Raw genomic sequence first — 21913 nt, 5'->3', positions numbered from 1 at the left:
CATTTGTCCCTCTTTCAGTTTATGGCTTTACTATGTTCTAAAATGCATAATGCCGCTCGTTTTCCGCTAGCCACGGCTGCATCAGCTAATAATTCATCATGTCCGGCCCAATCTCCTGCAACGTATATACCTGACATTTCAGGAATAGCAGGTCCTGGATTTTCAATACGACCGATGTGAGGGAAATCATATATAACAGTTATTTTTGGAAAATATTGCTTTACAACAACTTCTCGTTGCCAATTAGGATGTAATACATCCATTGTATGTTCTAACTGACCTTTATCGTCATTAAAATTATTCGCTTGTAACATTGGATCATGATACTTGATCAAACTTACTACTTCCGTACCGTCGTCACTTAACTTAGCGGCTCTTGATTGGTTTGTAAAGAATACAGGTTGATCCAATCCTAACACAAATTGGTGAGATAGATTAGATAATTGTTTCAAACCGATATCTAAAGCTGCTGCTGTCACTTGTATTGATTGTTCATTCCATATATGCAGTCTCGTTTCTTCTGCACCTTTTATGATTTTACAAGCCTCTTTCGGCGGTGTTGTAATGACAACGGCATCCACTTCAAATACTTCATCGTCAAAACAACGTATTTTCTGTTTGTTCTTGAAATGTTCCACTTCCGCAACATGTTTACTCGATATAAATTGAACACCTTGATTTATAGCTTCATCTTTTAATTTTGCGATTATTGTCTCCCATCCACCATCTACATAAAATACACCGTCTTTCATAGAGCGCTGTATTTGTTTTAATACGGAAGATGCTAATTGTATAGTAGGGGCATATGTGTACGTCGCTGTACGGCATAACGCATAAAACATATTTCTTACCATCGGATCTTTAATCTCCTTTTCTGCCCATACAGTAAGACTTATTTTCGGAATTGTATTTAAATCCAATTTCCCTAACTTAATCATAAGATGAGAGAATTGTATTTTAGCAGACCATGAAAGTAACGATGTTGATAAAATAGAGCGAAAATCTGTTGGAATTGTATATACGTCATTCTTCCATATTCCATATGCCGCAGTAGACGGTATCCCTCCTGCGAGATGAATTCCAAGTTCTTTAAATGTCGAAAATGCTTCTCCACTACGATATAGTGCGTGTGCTCCTAAGTTCATACAAATTCCATTTTTATTAGTTGTCATCGCTCTTCCACCAAAACGACTAGACTTTTCTAAAACAACAACTTTTTCTCCAGCCTTTGCTAAATATATTGATGCTATTAATCCCGCCAGCCCTCCGCCTATAATCGCTACATCAAATTGTTTCATATAAAATCCCTCCTTATTGTTCTACATACAAGACGAACGATGAAGGAAGGATGTGACATTATTTACACTATATTTTTATGAAAAAAGACCTTTCTCAGGCCTTTTTAAAACATGATATGCTTAAATAAACTTATACGTTAGAATATCATCTACGTATTCATGTTCACTTAGCTTGCATTCTTTTATTTTACGCACCACTTCAATAAATCCCATCTTCTTATATAAAGTAATTGCCTTAACATTTGTTGAAAACACACCTAAACATACTTTTTCTAAAAGAGGGTTCTTCTCTGCCCAAGCTAACAGTTTTCCCAATAATAATTTCCCAATCCCGATGCCTCTATATCCCTTTTTAATCATAATGGAAATAGATCCAATATGCGACAAACGCATACGATTTTGTGATAATAACATGATCCACCCAACTGCTTCGCCGTTCACTTCCGCTACTATCATCGTTTCTCTTTCATTTGCTCTTAACTTTTTAATCCATTCTACTTGTTGGCTTAATGTTTGTTGAACTCTTCGCCAGTAACAATAAAGAACTCATTTTCACCAATAACTTCGTTTTGTACATGTAAAGTTGCTTCAGCATCCTCTATTTGAACAGTTCAAATTGTTATATTAGCATCCTTTTTTAGAAACAATACAGTCACCCTTCCTCCTGCACTATTTACATATTGCTAGAAAACATTACGTTTAACCTATATTATTTAAAATATTGTAATTCAAAACTATGACCTTTATTTTATATATCTTTCATATTGCATCCGAAATAACTCGATAGCAAACGGAAGATCTTCTTCACTTTTTATATAGTAACTAATCCATCCTGATTCAGGTAATACATGATGCGGTTTTACTAAGCCCTGATTCACCAATTCATCCCGTTTTGATTTCGGAAATGGTAAATCAGCTAATTTATCGCCATGAAGATGACCTAATTCTTTCTTTCCATAATTTAATTCAATGCCACCAAATCGATGTGGTTTTTCAGAAACACCTTCCCAGCTGAGTACTTCCTGTCTAATCATTTCACTATATGACATAGTCATTCACTCCTTTATGATGATTGATGTAACTTAAAATTACCATTCCTCTTCACTTAATTCCATCAATCAAAAGTATGAACGACTATACGAATATAGTGTAACAACAAATTACATATTTTCTATTCAATTTAATACTTATAAGGGTGTTTATTGCTTTAAGTAAAATTATTTTTAAGAAAATTTATGTATGTGAATATAAGAATAAATAATAAATAAAAAAGCTGATTATTTACATCCCAATGAATTAAAGCAATTGAAAACAGCTATACTTTTTGCCGAACGAACACATAGTGGCCAATATCGAAAAACTGGAGAACCACATATTTTTCACCCTTTTGCAGTTATAAAGCTCCTACTTGATTATAAAGCTGATAGTACAATATTAATTACTGCACTATTACACGATGTTGTAGAAGATATTGACTACTCACTTGAACAAGCGCAAATGCCCTCCTGCAAAATAGAAATAGTTGTCTTTACACATCCAACTGCACATTACAAAAACTAGACTCATATCCTAATTTCGTATCACGATCCACAAATAGGAAGGTGGGTAATACAAATGACTTCTTATATAGATTATACGTCCCCCTCAACACGATTTACTCACGATTTAAGCAAAAGTAATTTCTTTAAGAAAGACGCACAAAACTATATAAATGTGCTTGGAATTAAACAATTGAACACATTAGACAACACATCTTTATTAGATATTTATTTAAGTACCAGCAATGTTGTAGAACCACACATTCATCAAAATGCAGCAGAACTTGTTTATTGTATTTCCGGATCTGCCGTTGTATCTTTACTTAACCCTTTTACAAATCAAATTTTAAATTTCCCTATAAACCCAGGGCAAGTTGCTAATATACCTCAAGCTTGGTGGCATTACGAGATTGCCTCGGAAGACAATACACATTTACTCGCAATTTTTAACGCTCCAACACCAGAAGTGATTTTTGGATCTGACATTTTAAGATTAACGCCATCAAATATTATGGCCCATACTTACTGTCTAGATAAACAACAATGGAAGAAAGCGACATCCCCAATTCAATCTACTACTGTAATCGGACCTCCTGCAAATTGCAACCAAAATCAAAGAGGTATGCAGCAATCTGCTCAAGTTCCTCCACAACAATATCCTACTCATTATCAAGAACACTATCCTTTCCCTCCATATTGGGGGTATTAAAATTAGTATTCTACCTTTTATTTGTTCGTATTGACTACTTTATTAAACCCAATATACTCAGTAACATATCAGCGATATTTTATGTCTGTTTCGTATAAGTGTTAGCAAATTCATTTGCAAACTTGTTAGCACTTTTTTGTTTCATTAAACTTCTTGAATTACATATACTTTTACAAACACATCATACTTAGCTGCCAGCTGTTCTAATTTCTTTCCTCTATATTTTGTATTTATGAAGAAATGGATCACTGGTACTTTTCCGTTATATTTTTGTTTATATCGTGAACTCTTCATAACATTACCTTTTTATTCTAGTTGTAATCACTTTCTATGTTAGGATATATACTTTGTAAATTTTGCTCTGAAAGATTTCGTTTTTTAGCTGTATATCAAATCAGTTTCTTGATACATTGTTTTAGAAAGCACCCTCTTTTGAATATTTTCATTTAGCTCTACAAAAAAGGATGCTAAAAATAATCCGATAGTTAATCATTGATAGATACGACTCCCTCTTATATACGTATTATAGAAAATACAACACAATATAATGAGGTGTTTTTTTATGGATTGTAATCATTGTGGAAATGAAAACGAAACAGAAAATACTCATACCAATACCACTCCAAACTTTTCTAAATATATGTCTGTCATGCATAAAAATGAGATATCGGAGGAAATGCATAAAGATTTTTCCGAACAACCCACAGATAAGATTTAACGTTCACTAGAATAAAAGACTTATTATTTAGGAGTTCATTCAAAATTAACGAATAAAAAAAAGATGACTTAGAAATGTATAATTTTCTAAGTCATTTTTTCATAATTATTTTAAACATTGATTAATCCCTATTCTTATATACGAACTCTTTATTAGTTATATATAGTAATACCCCTTGTAATTTTTAATCAGCTCTATATACAATCTTTCTTTTTAAAAGCTGTTATATTAAAGAAAACGTCAGGGTTTTGGCGCTGAATATTACCTTGAATAATAACATTACGGTTATCCCCCCACGAATGAAGGAGACAGTTTCCTGGACCAGCAATAATTTGATTGTAATCTCCCATATAACAATTAGCAGTATCAGGGCTAGGATTTGTAACTGGTACAGGAGAAAATACGGTACTTACCATTCTCTCTTTACTTAATCCACCACATATAGAAAAGCTTTTCATAAATATCGCAAACGTTCCATCACCTACACCACCGATGGTACCACCACGATCATTAAAACGATTATACTGAATATGTGCTCCTGTTTTATTAGCTGCAACAGACGGAAAAAATGAAAAAGCTATCTTTTCAGGAGTAATATCCACTATATGCCAAGTGTTGCCTTTATCTGTGCTATAGGCTAAAAAGATATCAATAAAGGTCGTAGTGCCAACCACTCTACCTTGATTCCATACCGCATAGAGAGTACCATCTGGCCCAATCGTGGCATGAGGGAATTCATTCATACGAATCCGTCTAGTGTTATCAACACCAATAGATGGACGCCCACAAATTGCTGTATCAGTTGCAGCGGCAGCGAAAGGATTTGAAACGGGCACTTTAGCTGAGAAAGTATTCCCTCCATCAGTTGATTTAATCATCTGAATCGTCCTATTAGGCACCCCGATTGTTAAACGACCAGTATCTCCTCCTGCGATTTCCTCATAAAATACATAGATTACACCCTGCTTATCTACAACTACAAAAGAACCTGAAATAAAATTAGAGCCACCAGTAACAATGACTTGATCTGTAATAATAGGAGTTACATTAACACCCGTTGTATATTTCGAAAAACGTATATTCGGATTTGGGGTAGCCGTAAAATCCGTCCATGTAATATATAGTGCCTCACTCCCCAAATTATTAGCATCAGGACCTACTGCAATCCATTCTTTATCTTGATTGATAGCAGCTGCAGGATTTTGCCCACGGCCAACAACCTGAGGAAAATTCATTGTGATTGTTTTACTTGGTGTAATAACTCCAGTAGAAACACTAATTACACCTTGCGAAACGCCTCCAACGATTTCTTGTCCAATCTGTCCATAATAGAATACACCATTTCTATCTACAGCTATAACAGGATCGCCCGAATTGCGCCCCCCTGGATTTACCGGTATAGAACCACCATCAGTCCATGTATTACCTAAATCATTAGAAAAAGCAAATCCTGAAAAACTGTTGTTATTAGCATTATTACTATCATTAAATCCATAGAGTATAAAATCTTTAAAATGAGCTAGGCTTGTTTCACTTTGAGTTATGCGGGGAAAATTTGCAACATCGCTTGCAGGATTATTAACTTGTCGTTCTAGACTTTGATAGTTACAGCAAGCCTCCTGTCTTTTATGATCAGAGCAACAATTATTATGTTCATGTCTTCTATGATTAGAACCATACCAATCATGTCTTTTATGATCGGAGCAACAATTATTACGTTCATGTCTTCTATGATCAGAACCATACCAATCATGTCCTTTATGATACATACTTTTACCACCTTATATAGATATTTATTAGCTTTGAAATCAAATTTTTCATTTCAAAACTAACATACTTTAAAATATGAATTGCAACAAAAAAGGACAAGGCATTTCCCCTTACATTCAGCACATTTTTAATAAAAAGTAATAAAAAGAATATAATACGGAACTTTACTTACTCCAGACACAAAGTAAAAAACTACTCTCCAATTACTAGATTGTATCTAACAATTAGAGGGTAGTTCACAAAGAAAACAACTTTTAGCCCTTACTTCACATATACATAGGCTTCATTTGCAGTTACATACTATGTTTTGCTCTTGCTATTGTGTACTTTGTACTGTGGTGAATCATGAACAGTTACAGTTACCTTTGCATCGATTGTAAATCCTAATCCTGAATCTAAAGTACCAGCAACATCTTTATCTCGCCAAGATGGAGAATCATAGAAACGTAGATTATCCACTTTAGACACAACACGTTTGCCCGCAATTAGAGTTCCTCTTCCTGAGACAGCTTTTCTAATACTTCACGATGGTTTTTAATGAACTAAGCAAATTCTTCTTTTGTACTACAGTGTCTAGCGACTTGAGAGATACTTTTTTCATCTGCTGGTATAATTATAAACTCATACTTATTAACAGGTTCTTCAAGTACACATTTTCTTCCCTTAACTCCTTCTATCGTAACTTTTAATAGAATTCATACATATAATATTTATATCTTAAATTGGAGGTGATGATATTATGAGTAATGATAACTATCGAACAAATTATTCAAGTAATAAAACTAATAGTTCCTCTACTTCCTCCCAATCTTCCAATTATCAATCACAAAAAAGTTTATCCCAACAAGGATATGTAAAGAAAAAAGGATGCAATTGCAATAAAAATAAATAGTATGCACCTTTTATTACACGAAATTTGCATTACTAGAACATTTCTTCATCAACAATAACAATCATCACTTTAATAAAATTTGACAGTGTTTCAACTCCTGTCCCAGTTTGCAACCTCCTATAAAGGATTAGGAGGTGGGGTTCAAAAGCCAAAGTAAAAATTCAATTAGAATATGACCTTATTTTAGGAGAATTTCTAGAAACCACTGTGGGAAATGGAACAAATAGCGATTTTCGGTATAGCCAGAAACGGACACAAACATTGAATCCAGGAGATTTTTCCCTATGGGATCTTGGTTGTTTTTCTAAATATGATTTAGAAGCAATTACAGAACAAAAAGCATTTTATGTATCTAGAATTCTCCGGAACACACAAATCTATCACAAAGAAGGTCTATATCGGACACTTCTTTTCTTTACTTGAAAGAAGTGACGAAAGTACGAAGATATAAGTGTAGGGCCCCCCTTCGATATCCTTGGTATTACCCAAAAACATACGATGGACCTCCACAAATCCATATAAAAATATGAAACTAAGGGGTCTTATTGAAGCATGCCAAAAATTTCGTGTTTCGATTCTCTGTTAGAAAATAGTGCGTTCAATGTTTTTGAAACTCGATGGACTTTTTTCTTATCTATATGATTTTTTACACTCTACACATTAATTATGTATGTTTCATTGAGAAGGAGAAATCTATTCAATGTGTATGTTCTTTTAACTAACCAAAAAAGTCTTACCCTCTAACTATTAATGTAGATGTTGATTAGTTCATTAGTTCATTATTAATATACTCATACTAATATCCATTTTAAAAATTGTGCTGGTACTATAGTCATGAAGCCGATGCTAATATATGAAAATTCCATATTATATAGAATGGGACAAGTTGTTTTACAACCACTCCCAATAAATTTGAAATAGGAGTGAGTAATAAATGCCTATCATTCAACCATTTATGGCATCTAGAAGATTCACATCTACACTAAGTGCTGGAACTGGTACAGGTGCGGCTTTTGCGATTGCTGCTACAGCTTGTTTAAACGATGCTGGTACGACTGCAACTGCATTCCCAACGCACGCGTACTACAATCTCTATGTGAATGGTATACTTCAGCCTAGTATAAATTCAAGTGTTACTACTGGTACGACTGGCGCAATTACAATTCCAGGCGGAGATGCATTAGACGGCGGAATTCCAGTTACAATTGAGTTTATCGTCACTTAATTTCTACTCATTGTAAAAAAGACAGATTTCTCCTATGAGAAAATCTGTCTTTTCTAGTTGATAATAATAAATTGGAGAATAATAGAAGCTCCTTTTGGTGGCGGTTCCTCATCTAGTAAAGTTAGCTGACCTGCTGTAACATTATAGAAAGGTTGTGGTTGGAGAATTCCATTTATAAATAGATTCATATACGAAACATCACTAGGTGGTAAAATTTGTGTTGTGCCGTATTGTGGTAAACCATCCGCATTTGTATATATGAGTTTTTCCCCATCTGAAAAAGTAAAATATAATAGATTGGTTGTTTGTATTGCTCCAACAGGTCCTGGCGCTCCGGTTGGACCGGTTATTCCTGCCGCTCCCGTTTCTCCGGCTGGACCCGTTCCTCCCGTTGGACCCGTTATTCCTGCTGCTCCTGTTTCTCCGCTTGGGCCCGTTATTCCCGCCGCTCCCGTTTCTCCCGTTGGACCCGTTATTCCTGCTGCTCCTGTTTCTCCGCTTGGGCCCGTTATTCCCGCCGCTCCTGCTTCTCCCGTTGGACCCGTTATTCCCGCCGCTCCTGCTTCTCCCGTTGGACCCGTTATTCCTGCCGCTCCTGTTTCTCCCGTTGGACCCGTTATTCCTGCCGCTCCTGTTTCTCCACTTGGGCCCGTTATTCCCATCGCTCCCGTTTCTCCCGTTGGACCCGTTATTCCCGCCGCTCCCGTTTCTCCCGTTGGACCCGTTATTCCCGCCGCTCCCGTTTCTCCCGTTGCTCCTGTTTCTCCCGTTGGACCCGTTATTCCTGCCGCTCCTGTTTCTCCACTTGGGCCCGTTATTCCCGTCGCTCCTGTTTCTCCCGTTGGACCCGTTATTCCTGCCGCTCCTGTTTCTCCCGTTGGACCCGTTATTCCCGCCGCTCCTGTTTCTCCCGTTGGACCCATTATTCCTGCTGCTCCTGTTTCTCCGCTTGGGCCCGTTATTCCCGCCGCTCCTGTTTCTCCCGTTGGACCCGTTATTCCTGCCGCTCCTGTTTCTCCACTTGGGCCCGTTATTCCCGCCGCTCCTGTTTCTCCACTTGGGCCCGTTATTCCCGCCGCTCCCGTTGGACCTGTCGGACAGTTAATACGAGGAAGAGGTGGAAATGTAGGACCAATATTTTTAGGATCCATAACACCCCTAGACAATGATGATTTATCATATCGCTTCAAATTAGTACCTCCCTCCCATAATATCTATTAAATGTTAATTATTCAAAAATGCTAAGGCACATCTTAAAAAATATTACTAATCCTTCAAGTCCCCTCAACCTTACGTATTTTTCAATCCAATAAAAATCTTTGCCAAAATAAAATATATACTAAACAATTTTCATTTTTTCCCATATTCTCTTTTTTTATCTTGGACATATAATTATGCTCTTTATGAAATATTACACATAAACTTATTTTTAAAATATTATTTTCCATATATTTCATTCTCCTATATAGATAGTAGAAAATATCTATACTAAATATTTCGTATAAACATTATCAATTTACTATATATGCTATTAATGTTAAGTTAATTATGAAGACAGTTTCTCCTTTACTGTTCATCTCAATATGTATGAGAGAAACATTCTCCGATCCTATACGCGAGAGCAATACTGTGTTGACACTCAATAGAGTGTCTTTTTTTCTTGAATAACCTTTTTCTTCTTTATATAAAAAAACTACACCTCCAATTGTTAATTGTTTTTAACGATTGAGATGTAGTTCAGCACTTAACTACTCATATTACTTTACTCTTGAGTTCATATACTAATTAATTCCGCCACCTTTCGTTCACTAAAATTTATACAGAGGGATAAAAAATTGTCATGCTTAATCGTGTTAAAGTTTCTCCTGAATTATAATATGTGTGTGGTCTATCCGCCTTAAACCTAATTGAATCACCACTTTTTAATGCATATTTACATTCGTTTACATCAATTGTTAATTCACCATCAAAAACAGTTATAAATTCTTCCGTTCCCTCTTTATGTGATTCAGAACTTAATATCCCCTCCTGTTCAATTTCAACAGAATAAACTTCAAAGCGTCTATCATCTTGAAACGGAAAAGATGGATATACTCTGTATCTTCCATTATCTTCAGACAATACTTGGATATCATTTCGTAAAACAACTTTAGTATCAGGTTGTGGATTATTTATTAAAGAGGTAAAAGAAACCTTTAATCCATTAGCGATTTTCCAAATGGTCGTAAGAGTTGGACTTGACTCTCCTCTTTCAATTTGTCCTATCATCGTTTTACTTACTCCACTTAATTGAGAAACCTTTTCTAAACTCAATTTCTCTTTCTCTCGAATGGCTTTTAAATTTTTTGCAAAAACAAGATGGATTTCCTCCATAAAATCACTCCTATACCATATACAACATAACGACCATTATGTATAATAAAAATTGTACGTTATATTGTTCGTTTCAGACATTATAACACACATCTATAAAAGGGAGGTTATAATATGCCTTTATTTTCTTTTTTGTTATTTGTCTTTATTAGTAGCTTTACACCAGGACCTAACAATTTTCTAGCTATGACATATGCGAATCAGCATGGATTAAAAAAAGCAGTTACATTCTGCCTAGGAGTCGCTTTCGGATTTTTTATTATTACTTCATTGTGTAGCTTTTTTAATATTATGCTGATAAATGTCCTACCGATAATTGAATTTCCTTTAAAAATGTTAGGTGTAGCTTATATGCTGTATTTAGCCTTTAAAATGCTTACAAGTAAAGGTAGGACAGACAAAAATGATGCAAATAATAAAAATCTATTTTTAGTAGGGCTTATGTTACAATTCGTTAACCCAAAAGGGCTTTTATTTGGGCTTACTGTAGTATCTACCTTCATTCTCCCATATTTCAATTCATATTCTAGCTATCTTCTTTTCTCATTATTTTTAGGCATAGTTGGTTTGATGAGCACATTCAGTTGGAGTTTATTTGGATCAATGTTTCAAAAACTTTTACTACAGCATAACAAACTATTCAACATCATTATGGCAATATTATTAGTACTCAGTGCTCTTTCAATTCTTGTAAACTAGTTATCCTTTAATGTTTTCAATACATAGAAAATGCGGTTTCCCTTTTCACAAGAAACCGCATTACATCAATATTTTTGTTAGATTTTAAACTGACTTGTATACAAATCGAAATTGTAGTTCTATATCTATAGACAGTATAATTTTGTACTATTCTATTAGAAAATCGCATTTTTAATATGGATATATCAGCGATGTATTATATCTATTTCGTATAGGTGTTAGCAAGTTCGTTTGCAAACTTGTTAGCACTTTTTTGTTTCATTAAACTTCTTGAATTACATATACTTTTACAAACACATCATACTTAGCTACCAGTTGTTCCAATTTCTTTTCTCTATATTTTGTAATCGTGAAGAAGAGGATATTTGGACAGAAGAAAAAACAGAGGGATAAAACAAAAAGACGGTATACACCATCTTTTTTATATCAAGAAACTTTTAATTCAATTCGTTTTCGCTCGGATCATCAATTGATTCTAATACCTTTAATAAAATTGCCAAAATAATTGTAGCCACAATAGTGATAATTAAAATACCTTTCGATGACAATTCAACTGATGTTAGATTAAGATTCTTCATCCAAAAGTATCCTACATACATTGCTAAAAATGAAGTAGCCATTGAGATTGTAAATCCTAAAAATCCTAACTCATCTAGCTTCTTTTCAGATAATCCAACTAAACTTAAAATCTTAGTGAAAACAGCTGCTATTATAAACATTTCAATTGATAAAATGAATAATGACATGATTCCTGGATAAACAATTTCATATTGCATCCATTTTCCTAACACTAACATTAGAAATGCAGGAAGAAAAATTGGTAGGATTAACCCTAAAATTATTGCTGTTACTACTTTAATATTACTTGTCTTGTTCTCGTTTTTATTACTCATAAAGCCTCCAAAAATTATTAATACTTAAACATACCTAGCGGATTGTAACATAAAACACAAAAGTTGGCTATATTGAAAATCGAATAATTAATCGCTATTAAAAGGATATTAAAATAATGATTAGCAAAACATACTCATATCGAGGTGAATGGTATGGTTTGGGCTATTCTATTACTAATATTTGTTTTTGTAGTTGGAGCTCTAATGAAAATCCCAGAAATCTCTAGGGAAGAGATTCATAATAATCAACAAAAAATGAAAATAAAATGGATACATATTAAAAGCCAGTTCTCTTCAAATGAACTGCACCCCAATTGTTAGACACCGTCTAACAATTGGAGGTGCAGTTTTTTATGACTAAATTTAATTCAGAACAGAAAATAAATGCTGTAATACGTTATCAAAATGGAAATGAAAGTATATGGGATATTGCGAAATCATTTGGTGCGAATTATGAAGTCGTTCGAATGTGGGTAAAGCAATTTGAATCTCACGGAATACATGCATTTAAAAAAGGCTATACATCCTATTCCATGGAGTATAAACTAGACGTACTTAATTATATGAATGAGAATGGGACGTCTCCAAATGAAACAGCCGTTATTTTTAATATTTCTTCACCTGCACTTATTAGAAAATGGCGCACTCAATTACGTACACAAGGAATAGACGCCCTTGCATCAAAGAAGAAGGGGCGTCTATCCATGACCAAAAAAAATCCAAAATCAATCCAAAATCAAACACCAGCTGAAGGATCAGTCGAGGAGTTACAAGCTGAGTTAGAGCGTTTACGTATGGAGAATGCTTATTTAAAAAAGTTGAATGCCTTAGTTCAAAACAAGGAAAAATCACCAAACAAGACAAATCACAAGTAGTCTATGAACTGAGGAACGATTTTTCGGTGAAAGCACTTCTGAAATTAGCAGAGATTCCACGCAGCACGTACTATTACTGGGTAAAAAACTTTAATCGCCCAGATAAAGATAGAGAATTAAAAAACCTAATTCAAACGATTTATGACGAGCACGAAGGTCGCTATGGATACCGTCGTATTCGTGATGAATTGACGAATCAAGGACACAAAGTCAACCATAAAAAAGTTCAGCGAATCATGAAAGAATTAGGTTTGAAAAGCCTAGTTCGTATGAAAAAATATCGCTCTTATAAAGGGAAAGTAGGTAAGATTGCGCCAAATATTTTAGAACGTAACTKTATAGCTGAAAAGCCTAACGAAAAGTGGGTTACAGACATAACAGAATTTAAATTATTCGGCGAGAARCTCTATCTATCACCGATGTTAGATTTATTTAACGGGGAGATTATTACTTATACAATCGGTTCAAAACCAACCTATTCACTTGTTTCGAAAATGTTAGAGAAGTCCTTTCAACGATTAACAAAAGAAGATGAACTCTTGATTCACTCGGATCAAGGTTGGCATTATCAAATGAAGAAGTATCGTCATGCCCTACAAGAACATAAAATTACTCAAAGTATGTCTCGCAAAGGGAACTGTTACGATAATGCGGTTATTGAAAGTTTTTTTGGTATTATGAAATCTGAATTTCTTTATCTCAAAGATTTTGAGAGTATAGAACACTTTAAACAAGAACTTGAAAAATATATCGATTATTATAATCACAAACGAATTAAGGCGAAATTAAAGGGCGTGAGTCCGGTACAATACCGAACTCACGCCCTAACAGCCGCTTAATGAAATAACATGTCTAACTTTATGGGGTCAGTTCAAAATGAAAACTGGCTTTTAATAATTTTATATCAACATTTATTCTCCTGTTTCTGCAAAACGTTTAATACGTGCCCCAATTTCATCCCTAACTCTTTCGAATTCTAACCACTCTTTTCCTGCTGGATCATCGAATCCCCAATGTACTCGTTTTACATGTGGAGGTGGTGTTGGGCAAACATCATTCGCATGACCACAAAGTGTTACAATAAGGTCAGCTTTATTTAAAATTTTCGGATCAATTATATCAGATGTTTGATTAGTAATATCTACTTCTTTCATTGCTTTAACAGCGTTTGGATTTACACCATGTGCTTCAATCCCAGCAGACAGCACATTCCATTTGTCACCTAAATATTTTCCACTCCAAGCTTCAGCCATTTGACTACGGCAAGAGTTTCCTGTGCATAAGAAGTAAATTGTTTTTTTATTGTCCATTTTAATTCCACCTTTACTATGACTCCCAAACGAAGCTTGTTGTTTAAATGAACATAATGGAGTATGGGAAGTGTATTATAGTGAGCGAGGTACCAAAAGTAACCTAAAGACATTTAATTCCGAGACTGAAGCTTGTGAGTATTTTTATAACAGCCTAATCGAAATGTTAAAAGGAATGGGTGTAATCTAAACAACAAAAAGAAAGGACATCCTGATATGTCCTTTCTTTTTTCACTTTATTACTTCACATATACATAGGCTTCATGTGCTGTTACATAGTATGTTTTGCCTTTGCTATTGTGTACTTTGTATTGTGGTGAACCATTGACAGTTACTTTTGTATCAATAGTGAACCCTAAACCTGTATCTACAGAACCAGCAACCTCTTTATCCTGCCAAGATGGAGAATCATAGAAACGTAAGTTGTCCACTTTAGAAACAACGCGTTTTCCTACGATTGATGAATCCACTGTACTCTTCTTATTGAACTTCATATAAGAAGGATCGTATTTAATCCATTGCTCCCCACCTAAGTTAAGCCATCCATCTTTTTCAGTCCACACGATATATGATTCTGGTTTGTTTAACTGATGAATTTTAGAATAGCTTGTACCATTACTTCCCATCATTATTTTCTTCTGTTTTTTTATTACTATTATTAAAAAAATTACCTGCTAAATTAAGTAATTTATTTCCACCCTCACTATTTAAAATATCCATTAAAAATTTTGGATCTTGAAATTTTCTTAATAAAGTTTCTGCCAATACAGATTTAGCGATAGTGAGCAATTCTGTTGAATCTATGTGTATATTGAAATAAGGAATATTAATTTGGAATGGGAAAGAGGCATTAGATTTAGGAACTTGTTCTTGCGTTTTATTTACTTTGCTCATTGTTTGTTTAGAAGCTTGATTTGATGGGAGGTTAATATCTTTATTTGTTTTTGTTAGCTGTTCTAAAATTTCTTTTTGAGATGAATTTTTTATTTTTAGTTCCTCATTCTTTGTAATAGATGAACGCTGACATGAAGAGTTTTTTGGAAAATATGGGATAGACTTCATTTTTTTCTCCTTTCACAACGAACATATGGGTTGTCTTAAACATATGTTATATTAGGTGAGGATTGCTTCACATTATGTGAAGCAATCCATTATTTAACTTTAAAGGTGTAAGAGTGGTGTCACTTAACCACCGTATCCGTATCCTTTTTCTTCAGCCAAGAGACTCCCTCCAATCCTATACAAAAATAAAATTCATAATACTACCCAAAAGGTTCTAACAATACAGCTAATAATGAAAGCAAGCTAACATGAGAACTAATTTTGTCAGTACATTCAGCTTGTCCTTGCTTGTCAATACACTGATACTATATGCAGGGGTTAGTAAATGGCTCTGTGCTTTTATATTAACTTTTTCATTTTTGGGACAAGTATTATTAATTAGTGTAAAAATCCAAATATCAGGATTGAAATATATATAAACTTTCCGTTTGAATTCAGTCACTCAAAACCTAGACATTACATATGCTGTGGAGGAAAAAGAAAAAGTAGGCACTTTTCTTATAATAGAAGATAAATAAAAATATTGATAATTGTGTGTTATGTTACCTTTATTATGCAAACGACTCTATAATGTAATAGAGTCGGCTTTTTTACCCTTACTTCACAGATACAAAGGCTTCGTTTGCAATTATATAGTACTTCATTTCTCTTAATTTTAAACATTTGTATGTTTAAATATTTAGTTTTTCTTTCCACCTCACAATTTTAATTGGGAAAGGGAGGAAGAAAATGGTTCAAATCAAAGTAACATCTGAACGATTGGAACAGTCAGCAAAGATAGTCCGTGAAACTAAAAATAGATTGGAACAGATACATAAGGATTTATATAACCAAACGGAATATATAGCTTCAATGTGGAATGGTACAACGAGTCAAAGATTTTATCAGATGTTTAATGAAACAAAGCCTCAAATGTTTAATGTATTTAGGGAATTTGATAAAATTGCAGAAGAACTAATGCACGCTGCTGAAAAGTTTCGTAATGCTGATGAACTTTATGATGGTAATATCCAAGAGGGTGCAATGTGCGGTAAGCTTCCGCCAAAATCTGACTTCGAGAAATCTTGGGACGAAGAGAAAAAGGCTTTAAATGACGCGTGGACTGGTATTTCTACTGGTGTAGAAGATGCTGTCACAGATGCATGGGAAGGACTTAAAGCATTGGGTGATGCAGAAACCTGGGCAAATATGCGTGATGCGATTGTAAATTACGAGGAAACTCTTCCTGCAATGTGGAACGCCTTCTCGGATTCATTTATGAATAATTTTTGGAATGGAGATACGGAAAGCAGAATGCATTACGCCGCCTATGGTGTAGCATCATTATTAACAGGTTTTATTGGTGATAAAGGTCTTAGTAAAGCAGGACAAGCAGGGAAGATAGCGCTTGTTTCCAATCTAGCAAAAGGAAAATCGTTTATAACTAATTCTGCTGTATATAGAAATACATTGCATATATTAAATAACTATGAATTTAAACCGGGAAATCGCCTTGCATATGCAGGGGTTGGGAGTACTCAACAGTATTTACAAAAAGCAGCTACATATACTTATGAAGGCGCAAATGGTCCTAAGACAATCAGACTCAGAAAAGGTGAGTTAGCAGGAGATAAACATCCAGTTACAGGTATACCGTACGATTCTGATGGTTTTCCTATCTTTGAATCTAAAGGGGAAGTAACCCTAAAAAAAGAAGATTTCAAAAAAACTAGAACAACACATTTTCGAAGATGTAATAAGGAACTATATAAACAAATAATGGAAGACCCTAAATTCGCTTCGAAATTCACGGAAGCAGAAATTGAATTATTTAGAATAGGAAAAACGCCAGAAAATTACACATGGCATCACCATCAAGAATCAGGTCGAATGCAACTTGTAGATTATCAGACACATCATGATACTGGTCATACAGGTGGGTACAAAATTTTGGGAAAAGATAGTGATAAGTAGGGAGGATTATAGTTATGAATCACATTGAATGGGTTAATGTAAGTGAGAAAAAAGTTACAGATGAACAAATTAAACAATTAGAACAATACTTTGATATTAAATTTCCTAGTGACTTTATTGAATGTATAAAAAAATATGATGGTGGATATCCTACTCCAGATACATTCAATATTCCTAGTCAAGATGAAGATTCGCTTAATAATCTTTTAACTTTAGATTCTGAACGAAAAAGTTCTATTCTTCAAACATATGAGGGTATAAAAGACAGATTAGTAGATAAGGTATATCCTTTTGGTAGAGACCCATTTGGCAACTTCTTATGTTTTGATTACAGAAATAACCCTCAATCACCGACGGTTGTGTTTTGGGACCATGAGGTAGAAGAGATGGAAGAAGCAATCTATCCTGTTTGTACATCTTTTACAGAATTGCTTAATAGCTTATATGAATTTGAAGACGAAGAATAATCAATTATGAATAATATAAGAGCATTCCTCCCATTAAAACAGGAATGCTCTTTTGTGAATTTCTCTACTAATTCACATATACATAGGCATCATTTGCAGTAACATAGTATGTTTTACCCCTGCTGTTGTGTACTTTATATTGTGGCGAACCATTTACCATGACCTTAGCATCGATAGTGAATCCTAGTCCCTCATCTACAGAACCAGCAACATCTTTATCCTGCCATAATGGAGAATCATAGAAACGTAGGTTGTCCACTTTAGACACAACACGTTTTCCTACAATAGATGAATCCACTGTATTTTTCTTATCGAACTTCACATAAGAAGAATCGTATTTAATCCATTGCTCACCGCCAAGATTTAACCAACCATCTTTTTCAGCCCGTACAATATATGATTCTGGTTTGTTTAGTTGGCGAATTTTAGAATAATTTGTACCTGATCCTTTACGTAAATTAACATTTTTTCCTTCGATACAAGCCACACCATCAGTTACAGCTATTGGTACTTCTGCTGGTTTAGATGGTTTCTCAGGAACAGAAACTTCTACACTAGAATTATTGTATGCTCGTTGTACATCTGCTCTGAATTGTGCTTCAGAAACACCGTGGCTGCGTAAGTAATCAAGTGGATCTTCATGATCAGTACCACCAAGGTACTTTGTTACATCATAGTGAGTCCATAATCCTTTTTCTACAGATAATCCACAGTCACGTAAGATTTTAGCAAGTAACTTCACGTATTTATCATAGCTAGGTTTAAATTTCTCATAATCTCTTGTTTCGCAAAGTTCTACATGCACAAATCGTTTATTTGCACCTGATCCTGCACTGAAAGCAATATATTTCGTATCAGCAATTTGGATTGTTTCATCCCAATCGACTGCATAATGTACGAAAGCTGAACGCCATGTACGAGACTCATATTTTTGAATATTAATAGCTGGAGCTTCTGTAGTTGCTGTACTATGTGCGACTCCCCCTTCATATGCACCAACACCGTAACGATAAGGTGTCTAGGGTAAACCATCAATAATAAGAAGCACCTGTTGTAAAGTTGAACAGGAGCAATAGAATCATAAATAAAGAGGATGCAAGTTTAAATGATTTTTTCATATTACTTCTCACCTTTCGTACCAAGAATTTGTTTGATTTCTGATACATCTTTAGATAGAGAACCAAATGATTTTGCTTGTTCTTCGATGACTTCTTGGTTTTTTTCAATTACTTGTTGATACTTATCTTCACGCTCTTTATTTTCTTGGCGTGTCGATTCCAACAACTCCTTACTTTCTTTAACGTGTAGAGAATAAAAGCCAAACAAATAGGGCGCCGAAAGCGCCTGTGATGACATTACATTGAAAACCTGTTCTTCCATTGTTTTTATCTCCTTTCAAAATAAAAAGAGGAGCATCTGCTCCTCTTCCAATTAAATACCACTATTTTATCAGGTTAAATAACGCCCTTTAATATCAATCCTAAAATGGACATAGTTATTGCGCTAATAATAATTCGCAAAATCCAGGTTGTGTTCGTGCTGATTTTCTCTAATTGCTTATTAATTGTAGATATATCTTTCTCATTAATAGTTGTACGAGTTTCTAAATTACGAAGATCTCTCATGATTTCTTTTTGTTCTGTTTTTAAGCTGTCAATTTTTTTATATACGTCTTCCATACGCTCACATCCTTCATTCATCTTAATAGAGCAATCTTTATAATATTATGAGACAACCCTATTCACTGTGAATATATGTTAGATATTTGCGTATCAAAGCCATATTTTGTTTTGAATTTTGTGTTCCTGATATGAATTAAATATATTAAACATAAGCAATTCCGTCACTCTGGGTTTGTCCCTTCCAATGCACCACTTGCCCCTCCTTTTTACTTATAATCAAATCTAAAGATTCTAATCCCTTCTCGTGCAAGTGTACGCATTTCTTCATCCAAACGATCTCATTCACTTCGTTTTACTTCTGAATCCATTTTTGTATCTGACTTTACTTGATAATACTCTTTACGCAATTTCGCCATTGCTTTATCTACCTTATTGAACGACTTCATTTCAATAGCGTTCGGTGTTTCTTCATCATTCTTTTTACTATCTGCTTGAATCGCTTGTTGTTCTTCCATAATGTTATAATAATCTTCTATAACTTTACCGCCACCTTGACCATTTACAAAAAACACCTTTACCCCTGGTGTGGATTCATTCCATTTCTGTGCAACTGGTGTAGCTCTCTCTTTATTTGATATGAGAGAAATCGCTTCGTCTAATCCTTTCAATGGGAACTGACCTAATCCAGCCGTATATCCTCTATATAAGTTATCTATTTTATATGGTGATGCTTTAACTCCAATCTGACCTAATGTATTTGCCATTTCACGTGCAGTTAAACTAGTATTCGGACCATATAAGGGCGAATTTCTTTTTCATCTACGCTTTTAAAAAATGACAATTGATCCATACTATATGTTCTCCCTTCCGCTCATTCTTCTTTTAATGACTTATTCCATGTGTTCTTTGCATTCTTCAAGGAAATCAATAACTTCTTGAACCTCCACTTTAGTTGAGATAGATTCCATTACATATCCTTCTGTGCTATAAACATTTACTTTTCTCTCCTTAAATTCCATCCTTAACATGCCATCTTCACCTAAAAATTTAATGTTATCTTCCAGTTTCTTTTCCCTCCTGAATAAAACTCAATATTCTGTTAATAATGTAAACAACCCATTTCTTGACCATATTCCACTACCCGAGCAGTTAGCTTTTGCTAGCTGCTCTTTTATTTTTTGTTAGCACTTTCTTAGTTCAATGCTCATATATTATCTCGAAGCAAAAAAATGATGCTTTAAAAATGAAAAGTATTCTTTTTACATTTATTTAGTTAACTTCATTACTTCACTGTTTTTCTAAAGAGCACCGTTCGAAGGTGCTCTTTTTAGTTTTTCCGAATAAAACTCCAAATCCCATATATACTATAAGTAAGTTTCAACTAATTTTAGCGAAGCACCCATATTTCTTTTGGCACCAAGCAGTTAGCTTTTGCTAGCTGCTTATTTGTTTTTATTGTCACCTTTTCATTCAGTACCCATATATTGTATTGAGTTGGTAATTGTAGTTCATTTTAAGTCCCCTTCAAATAATTCGATTTACACGTCCTATGAAAGGGCAATGTTCGAACGTGCTCTTTTTGTGTTTTTCCGAATAAAGTTCTGAATCCTGGTCATAATATATTTACATCTAGATTTTCCTCCATGGTGGTACATTCCAGTACCGAGCAGTTAGCTTTTGTTAGCTGCTCTTTTGTTTTCAATAACCAATGGGATGAAGTTTATAAGCGTTACCTTACTGTATTTACACCTTCTACAAATTCGTCCTTCGATTTTTCTTACCCATTCAATACCACTGTATGTTTCAAATATGTTTACATGGTCATTTCCCCACTCCCCTTTGTTATAAAATAGCGTTTTTATTAAAAACTTTTCACATTTAAACCGGACAAGCATATGTTATTGTATGGAGACCCTTCACGCATAGAAATCTACCTTTCGAAGAGCATACTTATTAGTGTGCTCTTTTAATTTGCTACTAAATAAGGACTTTGTTTAAACTTCACAAAACCCATTTTCACTAAAATAGTTTCAAAATTTCCCATTAAGCATATATAATATTTTTAAAGAACTTAAATTCTAAAATCAGCAATGGAGGCATTTAGATGGGTAGTGTTCCTAAACTATCAATACAACAATCAACAATTAAACAACAATTGAATCCTAATTCATACCAAAACAAGAACAAAAAACTAAGACGTCGGCTTTTATTAGCTTTAGCTTTTATGTTGCCTCTAATTTTGTCTGCTCAATATTCCATTTATCAGCAACAAAAAATGATTAAAGAAAAACAAATCCTAATAAGTAAGGAAAAACATAGATTATCTTCTTTAAAGAAGGTTGGACAGTCTCTCGAGAAAGATATTAAGACTTTAACAGAAAGCGAAGAAGGTATTTTAAAATTCGCAAGGAAATTATATGGATTTTCTAAGCCAGATGAAACTATATTTCAGATAATTGAATAGGTCTTTATCTCATATTAACAACCATAATAGAAATACATATCTTAC

General features: G+C 34.2%; 19 protein-coding genes and 8 pseudogenes. 8 read left to right on the top strand and 19 right to left on the bottom strand.

Annotation, left to right across the window (positions count from 1 at the left end):
- Positions 1-14: 14 nt before the first annotated feature.
- The 3 genes from DJ93_RS24845 to DJ93_RS24835 all read right to left on the bottom strand — a co-directional run bounded on the left by DJ93_RS24845 (position 15) and on the right by DJ93_RS24835 (position 2347).
- Positions 15-1298 (bottom strand): phytoene desaturase family protein, encoded by a 1284-nt coding sequence (locus DJ93_RS24845; RefSeq protein WP_042983741.1) that lies wholly within the window; start codon positions 1296-1298, stop codon positions 15-17.
- A gap of 120 nt (positions 1299-1418) precedes the next feature.
- Positions 1419-1787: a GNAT family N-acetyltransferase gene (locus DJ93_RS24840; protein WP_310593265.1), complete on the bottom strand. Its 369-nt coding sequence runs from the start codon at positions 1785-1787 to the stop codon at positions 1419-1421.
- A gap of 254 nt (positions 1788-2041) precedes the next feature.
- The gene (locus DJ93_RS24835) at positions 2042-2347 is read right to left on the bottom strand and encodes a luciferase domain-containing protein (RefSeq protein WP_042983740.1); all 306 of its coding nucleotides are present in this window, start codon (positions 2345-2347) and stop codon (positions 2042-2044) included.
- Positions 2348-2555: 208 nt separating this feature from the next.
- Between DJ93_RS24835 and DJ93_RS24830 the strand changes: the two are divergent.
- Positions 2556-2795 (top strand): annotated as a pseudogene (locus DJ93_RS24830) (HD domain-containing protein); the annotation flags it as partial.
- Positions 2796-2912: 117 nt separating this feature from the next.
- A complete protein-coding gene (locus DJ93_RS24825; protein ID WP_042983738.1) occupies positions 2913-3545 on the top strand; it encodes a cupin domain-containing protein in 633 nt (210 codons plus the stop codon).
- Positions 3546-3689: 144 nt separating this feature from the next.
- Here DJ93_RS24825 and DJ93_RS33370 read toward each other — a convergent pair.
- The 3 genes and pseudogenes from DJ93_RS33370 to DJ93_RS24815 form a co-directional block, all read right to left on the bottom strand.
- Positions 3690-3824: pseudogene (locus DJ93_RS33370) on the bottom strand (replication-relaxation family protein); the annotation flags it as partial.
- A 633-nt stretch (positions 3825-4457) separates the two neighbouring features.
- Positions 4458-6032, bottom strand: a complete 1575-nt coding sequence (locus DJ93_RS24820; protein ID WP_042983737.1) for a sialidase family protein — start codon at positions 6030-6032, stop codon at positions 4458-4460.
- 301 nt (positions 6033-6333) lie between these two features.
- Positions 6334-6519 (bottom strand): annotated as a pseudogene (locus DJ93_RS24815) (N-acetylmuramoyl-L-alanine amidase); the annotation flags it as partial.
- A gap of 1340 nt (positions 6520-7859) precedes the next feature.
- Here DJ93_RS24815 and DJ93_RS24805 point away from each other — a divergent pair.
- Positions 7860-8150 carry a DUF4183 domain-containing protein gene (locus DJ93_RS24805; protein WP_042983736.1) on the top strand — a complete coding sequence of 97 codons (291 nt, stop codon included), beginning with the start codon at positions 7860-7862 and terminating at the stop codon, positions 8148-8150.
- Positions 8151-8203: 53 nt separating this feature from the next.
- On the opposite strand, the gene DJ93_RS24800 is transcribed toward DJ93_RS24805, so the two are convergent.
- The 3 genes from DJ93_RS24800 to DJ93_RS24795 form a co-directional block, all read right to left on the bottom strand.
- Entirely contained in the window at positions 8204-9340 is a 1137-nt protein-coding gene (locus DJ93_RS24800) for a DUF4183 domain-containing protein (protein ID WP_042983735.1), read from the bottom strand.
- 111 nt (positions 9341-9451) lie between these two features.
- On the bottom strand, positions 9452-9598 hold the full coding sequence (locus DJ93_RS32895) for a hypothetical protein (protein WP_161785261.1): 147 nt from the start codon (positions 9596-9598) through the stop codon (positions 9452-9454).
- A 367-nt stretch (positions 9599-9965) separates the two neighbouring features.
- On the bottom strand, positions 9966-10523 hold the full coding sequence (locus DJ93_RS24795) for a helix-turn-helix domain-containing protein (RefSeq protein ID WP_042983734.1): 558 nt from the start codon (positions 10521-10523) through the stop codon (positions 9966-9968).
- A 114-nt stretch (positions 10524-10637) separates the two neighbouring features.
- On the opposite strand from DJ93_RS24795, the gene DJ93_RS24790 reads away from it, so the two are divergent.
- The gene (locus DJ93_RS24790; protein ID WP_042983733.1) at positions 10638-11222 is read left to right on the top strand and encodes a LysE family translocator; all 585 of its coding nucleotides are present in this window, start codon (positions 10638-10640) and stop codon (positions 11220-11222) included.
- 261 nt (positions 11223-11483) lie between these two features.
- Here DJ93_RS24790 and DJ93_RS35020 read toward each other — a convergent pair.
- Positions 11484-11591, bottom strand: a pseudogene (locus tag DJ93_RS35020) (replication-relaxation family protein); the annotation flags it as partial.
- A 68-nt stretch (positions 11592-11659) separates the two neighbouring features.
- Entirely contained in the window at positions 11660-12115 is a 456-nt protein-coding gene (locus DJ93_RS24785; RefSeq protein ID WP_042983732.1) for a hypothetical protein, read from the bottom strand.
- A gap of 353 nt (positions 12116-12468) precedes the next feature.
- Here DJ93_RS24785 and DJ93_RS31315 point away from each other — a divergent pair.
- Positions 12469-13829, top strand: a protein-coding gene (locus tag DJ93_RS31315; protein ID WP_152569958.1) for an IS3 family transposase whose coding sequence is annotated in 2 segments (ribosomal slippage) — positions 12469-12925 and positions 12925-13829 — 1362 coding nt in all. Because the reading frame shifts where the segments join, the coding sequence is not laid out codon by codon here.
- 72 nt (positions 13830-13901) lie between these two features.
- Here DJ93_RS31315 and arsC read toward each other — a convergent pair.
- The 3 genes and pseudogenes from arsC to DJ93_RS24760 form a co-directional block, all read right to left on the bottom strand.
- Positions 13902-14300 carry an arsenate reductase (thioredoxin) gene (gene arsC, locus DJ93_RS24770; RefSeq protein WP_042983731.1) on the bottom strand — a complete coding sequence of 133 codons (399 nt, stop codon included), beginning with the start codon at positions 14298-14300 and terminating at the stop codon, positions 13902-13904.
- A 239-nt stretch (positions 14301-14539) separates the two neighbouring features.
- Positions 14540-14914 (bottom strand): annotated as a pseudogene (locus DJ93_RS24765) (N-acetylmuramoyl-L-alanine amidase); the annotation flags it as partial.
- Position 14915: 1 nt separating this feature from the next.
- Positions 14916-15362, bottom strand: coding sequence for a hypothetical protein (locus DJ93_RS24760; protein WP_042983730.1), 447 nt, complete (start codon positions 15360-15362; stop codon positions 14916-14918).
- 729 nt (positions 15363-16091) lie between these two features.
- Between DJ93_RS24760 and DJ93_RS24755 the strand changes: the two genes are divergently transcribed.
- A complete protein-coding gene (locus DJ93_RS24755) occupies positions 16092-17315 on the top strand; it encodes a WXG100 family type VII secretion target (RefSeq protein WP_042983729.1) in 1224 nt (407 codons plus the stop codon).
- Between the two features lie 14 nt (positions 17316-17329).
- Positions 17330-17782 (top strand): SMI1/KNR4 family protein, encoded by a 453-nt coding sequence (locus DJ93_RS24750; protein WP_042983728.1) that lies wholly within the window; start codon positions 17330-17332, stop codon positions 17780-17782.
- Between the two features lie 67 nt (positions 17783-17849).
- Here the strand turns inward: DJ93_RS24750 and DJ93_RS24745 are convergent.
- The 5 genes and pseudogenes from DJ93_RS24745 to DJ93_RS33365 form a co-directional block, all read right to left on the bottom strand.
- Positions 17850-18900 (bottom strand): annotated as a pseudogene (locus DJ93_RS24745) (N-acetylmuramoyl-L-alanine amidase).
- 1 nt (position 18901) lies between these two features.
- Positions 18902-19162: pseudogene (locus DJ93_RS24740) on the bottom strand (BhlA/UviB family holin-like peptide).
- Between the two features lie 74 nt (positions 19163-19236).
- On the bottom strand, positions 19237-19461 hold the full coding sequence (locus DJ93_RS24735; protein WP_042983727.1) for a hemolysin XhlA family protein: 225 nt from the start codon (positions 19459-19461) through the stop codon (positions 19237-19239).
- 209 nt (positions 19462-19670) lie between these two features.
- A pseudogene (locus tag DJ93_RS24730) lies at positions 19671-20219 on the bottom strand (LPD38 domain-containing protein); the annotation flags it as partial.
- Between the two features lie 75 nt (positions 20220-20294).
- The gene (locus DJ93_RS33365) at positions 20295-20432 is read right to left on the bottom strand and encodes a hypothetical protein (RefSeq protein WP_181969199.1); all 138 of its coding nucleotides are present in this window, start codon (positions 20430-20432) and stop codon (positions 20295-20297) included.
- Positions 20433-21508: 1076 nt separating this feature from the next.
- On the opposite strand from DJ93_RS33365, the gene DJ93_RS24725 reads away from it, so the two are divergent.
- Positions 21509-21868 carry an FtsB family cell division protein gene (locus tag DJ93_RS24725; RefSeq protein WP_042983725.1) on the top strand — a complete coding sequence of 120 codons (360 nt, stop codon included), beginning with the start codon at positions 21509-21511 and terminating at the stop codon, positions 21866-21868.
- Positions 21869-21913: the final 45 nt, after the last annotated feature.

This window comes from Bacillus clarus, from assembly GCF_000746925.1.
Classification (GTDB): domain Bacteria; phylum Bacillota; class Bacilli; order Bacillales; family Bacillaceae_G; genus Bacillus_A; species Bacillus_A clarus.
This window is presented reverse-complemented; position numbering and strand designations above follow the sequence as displayed.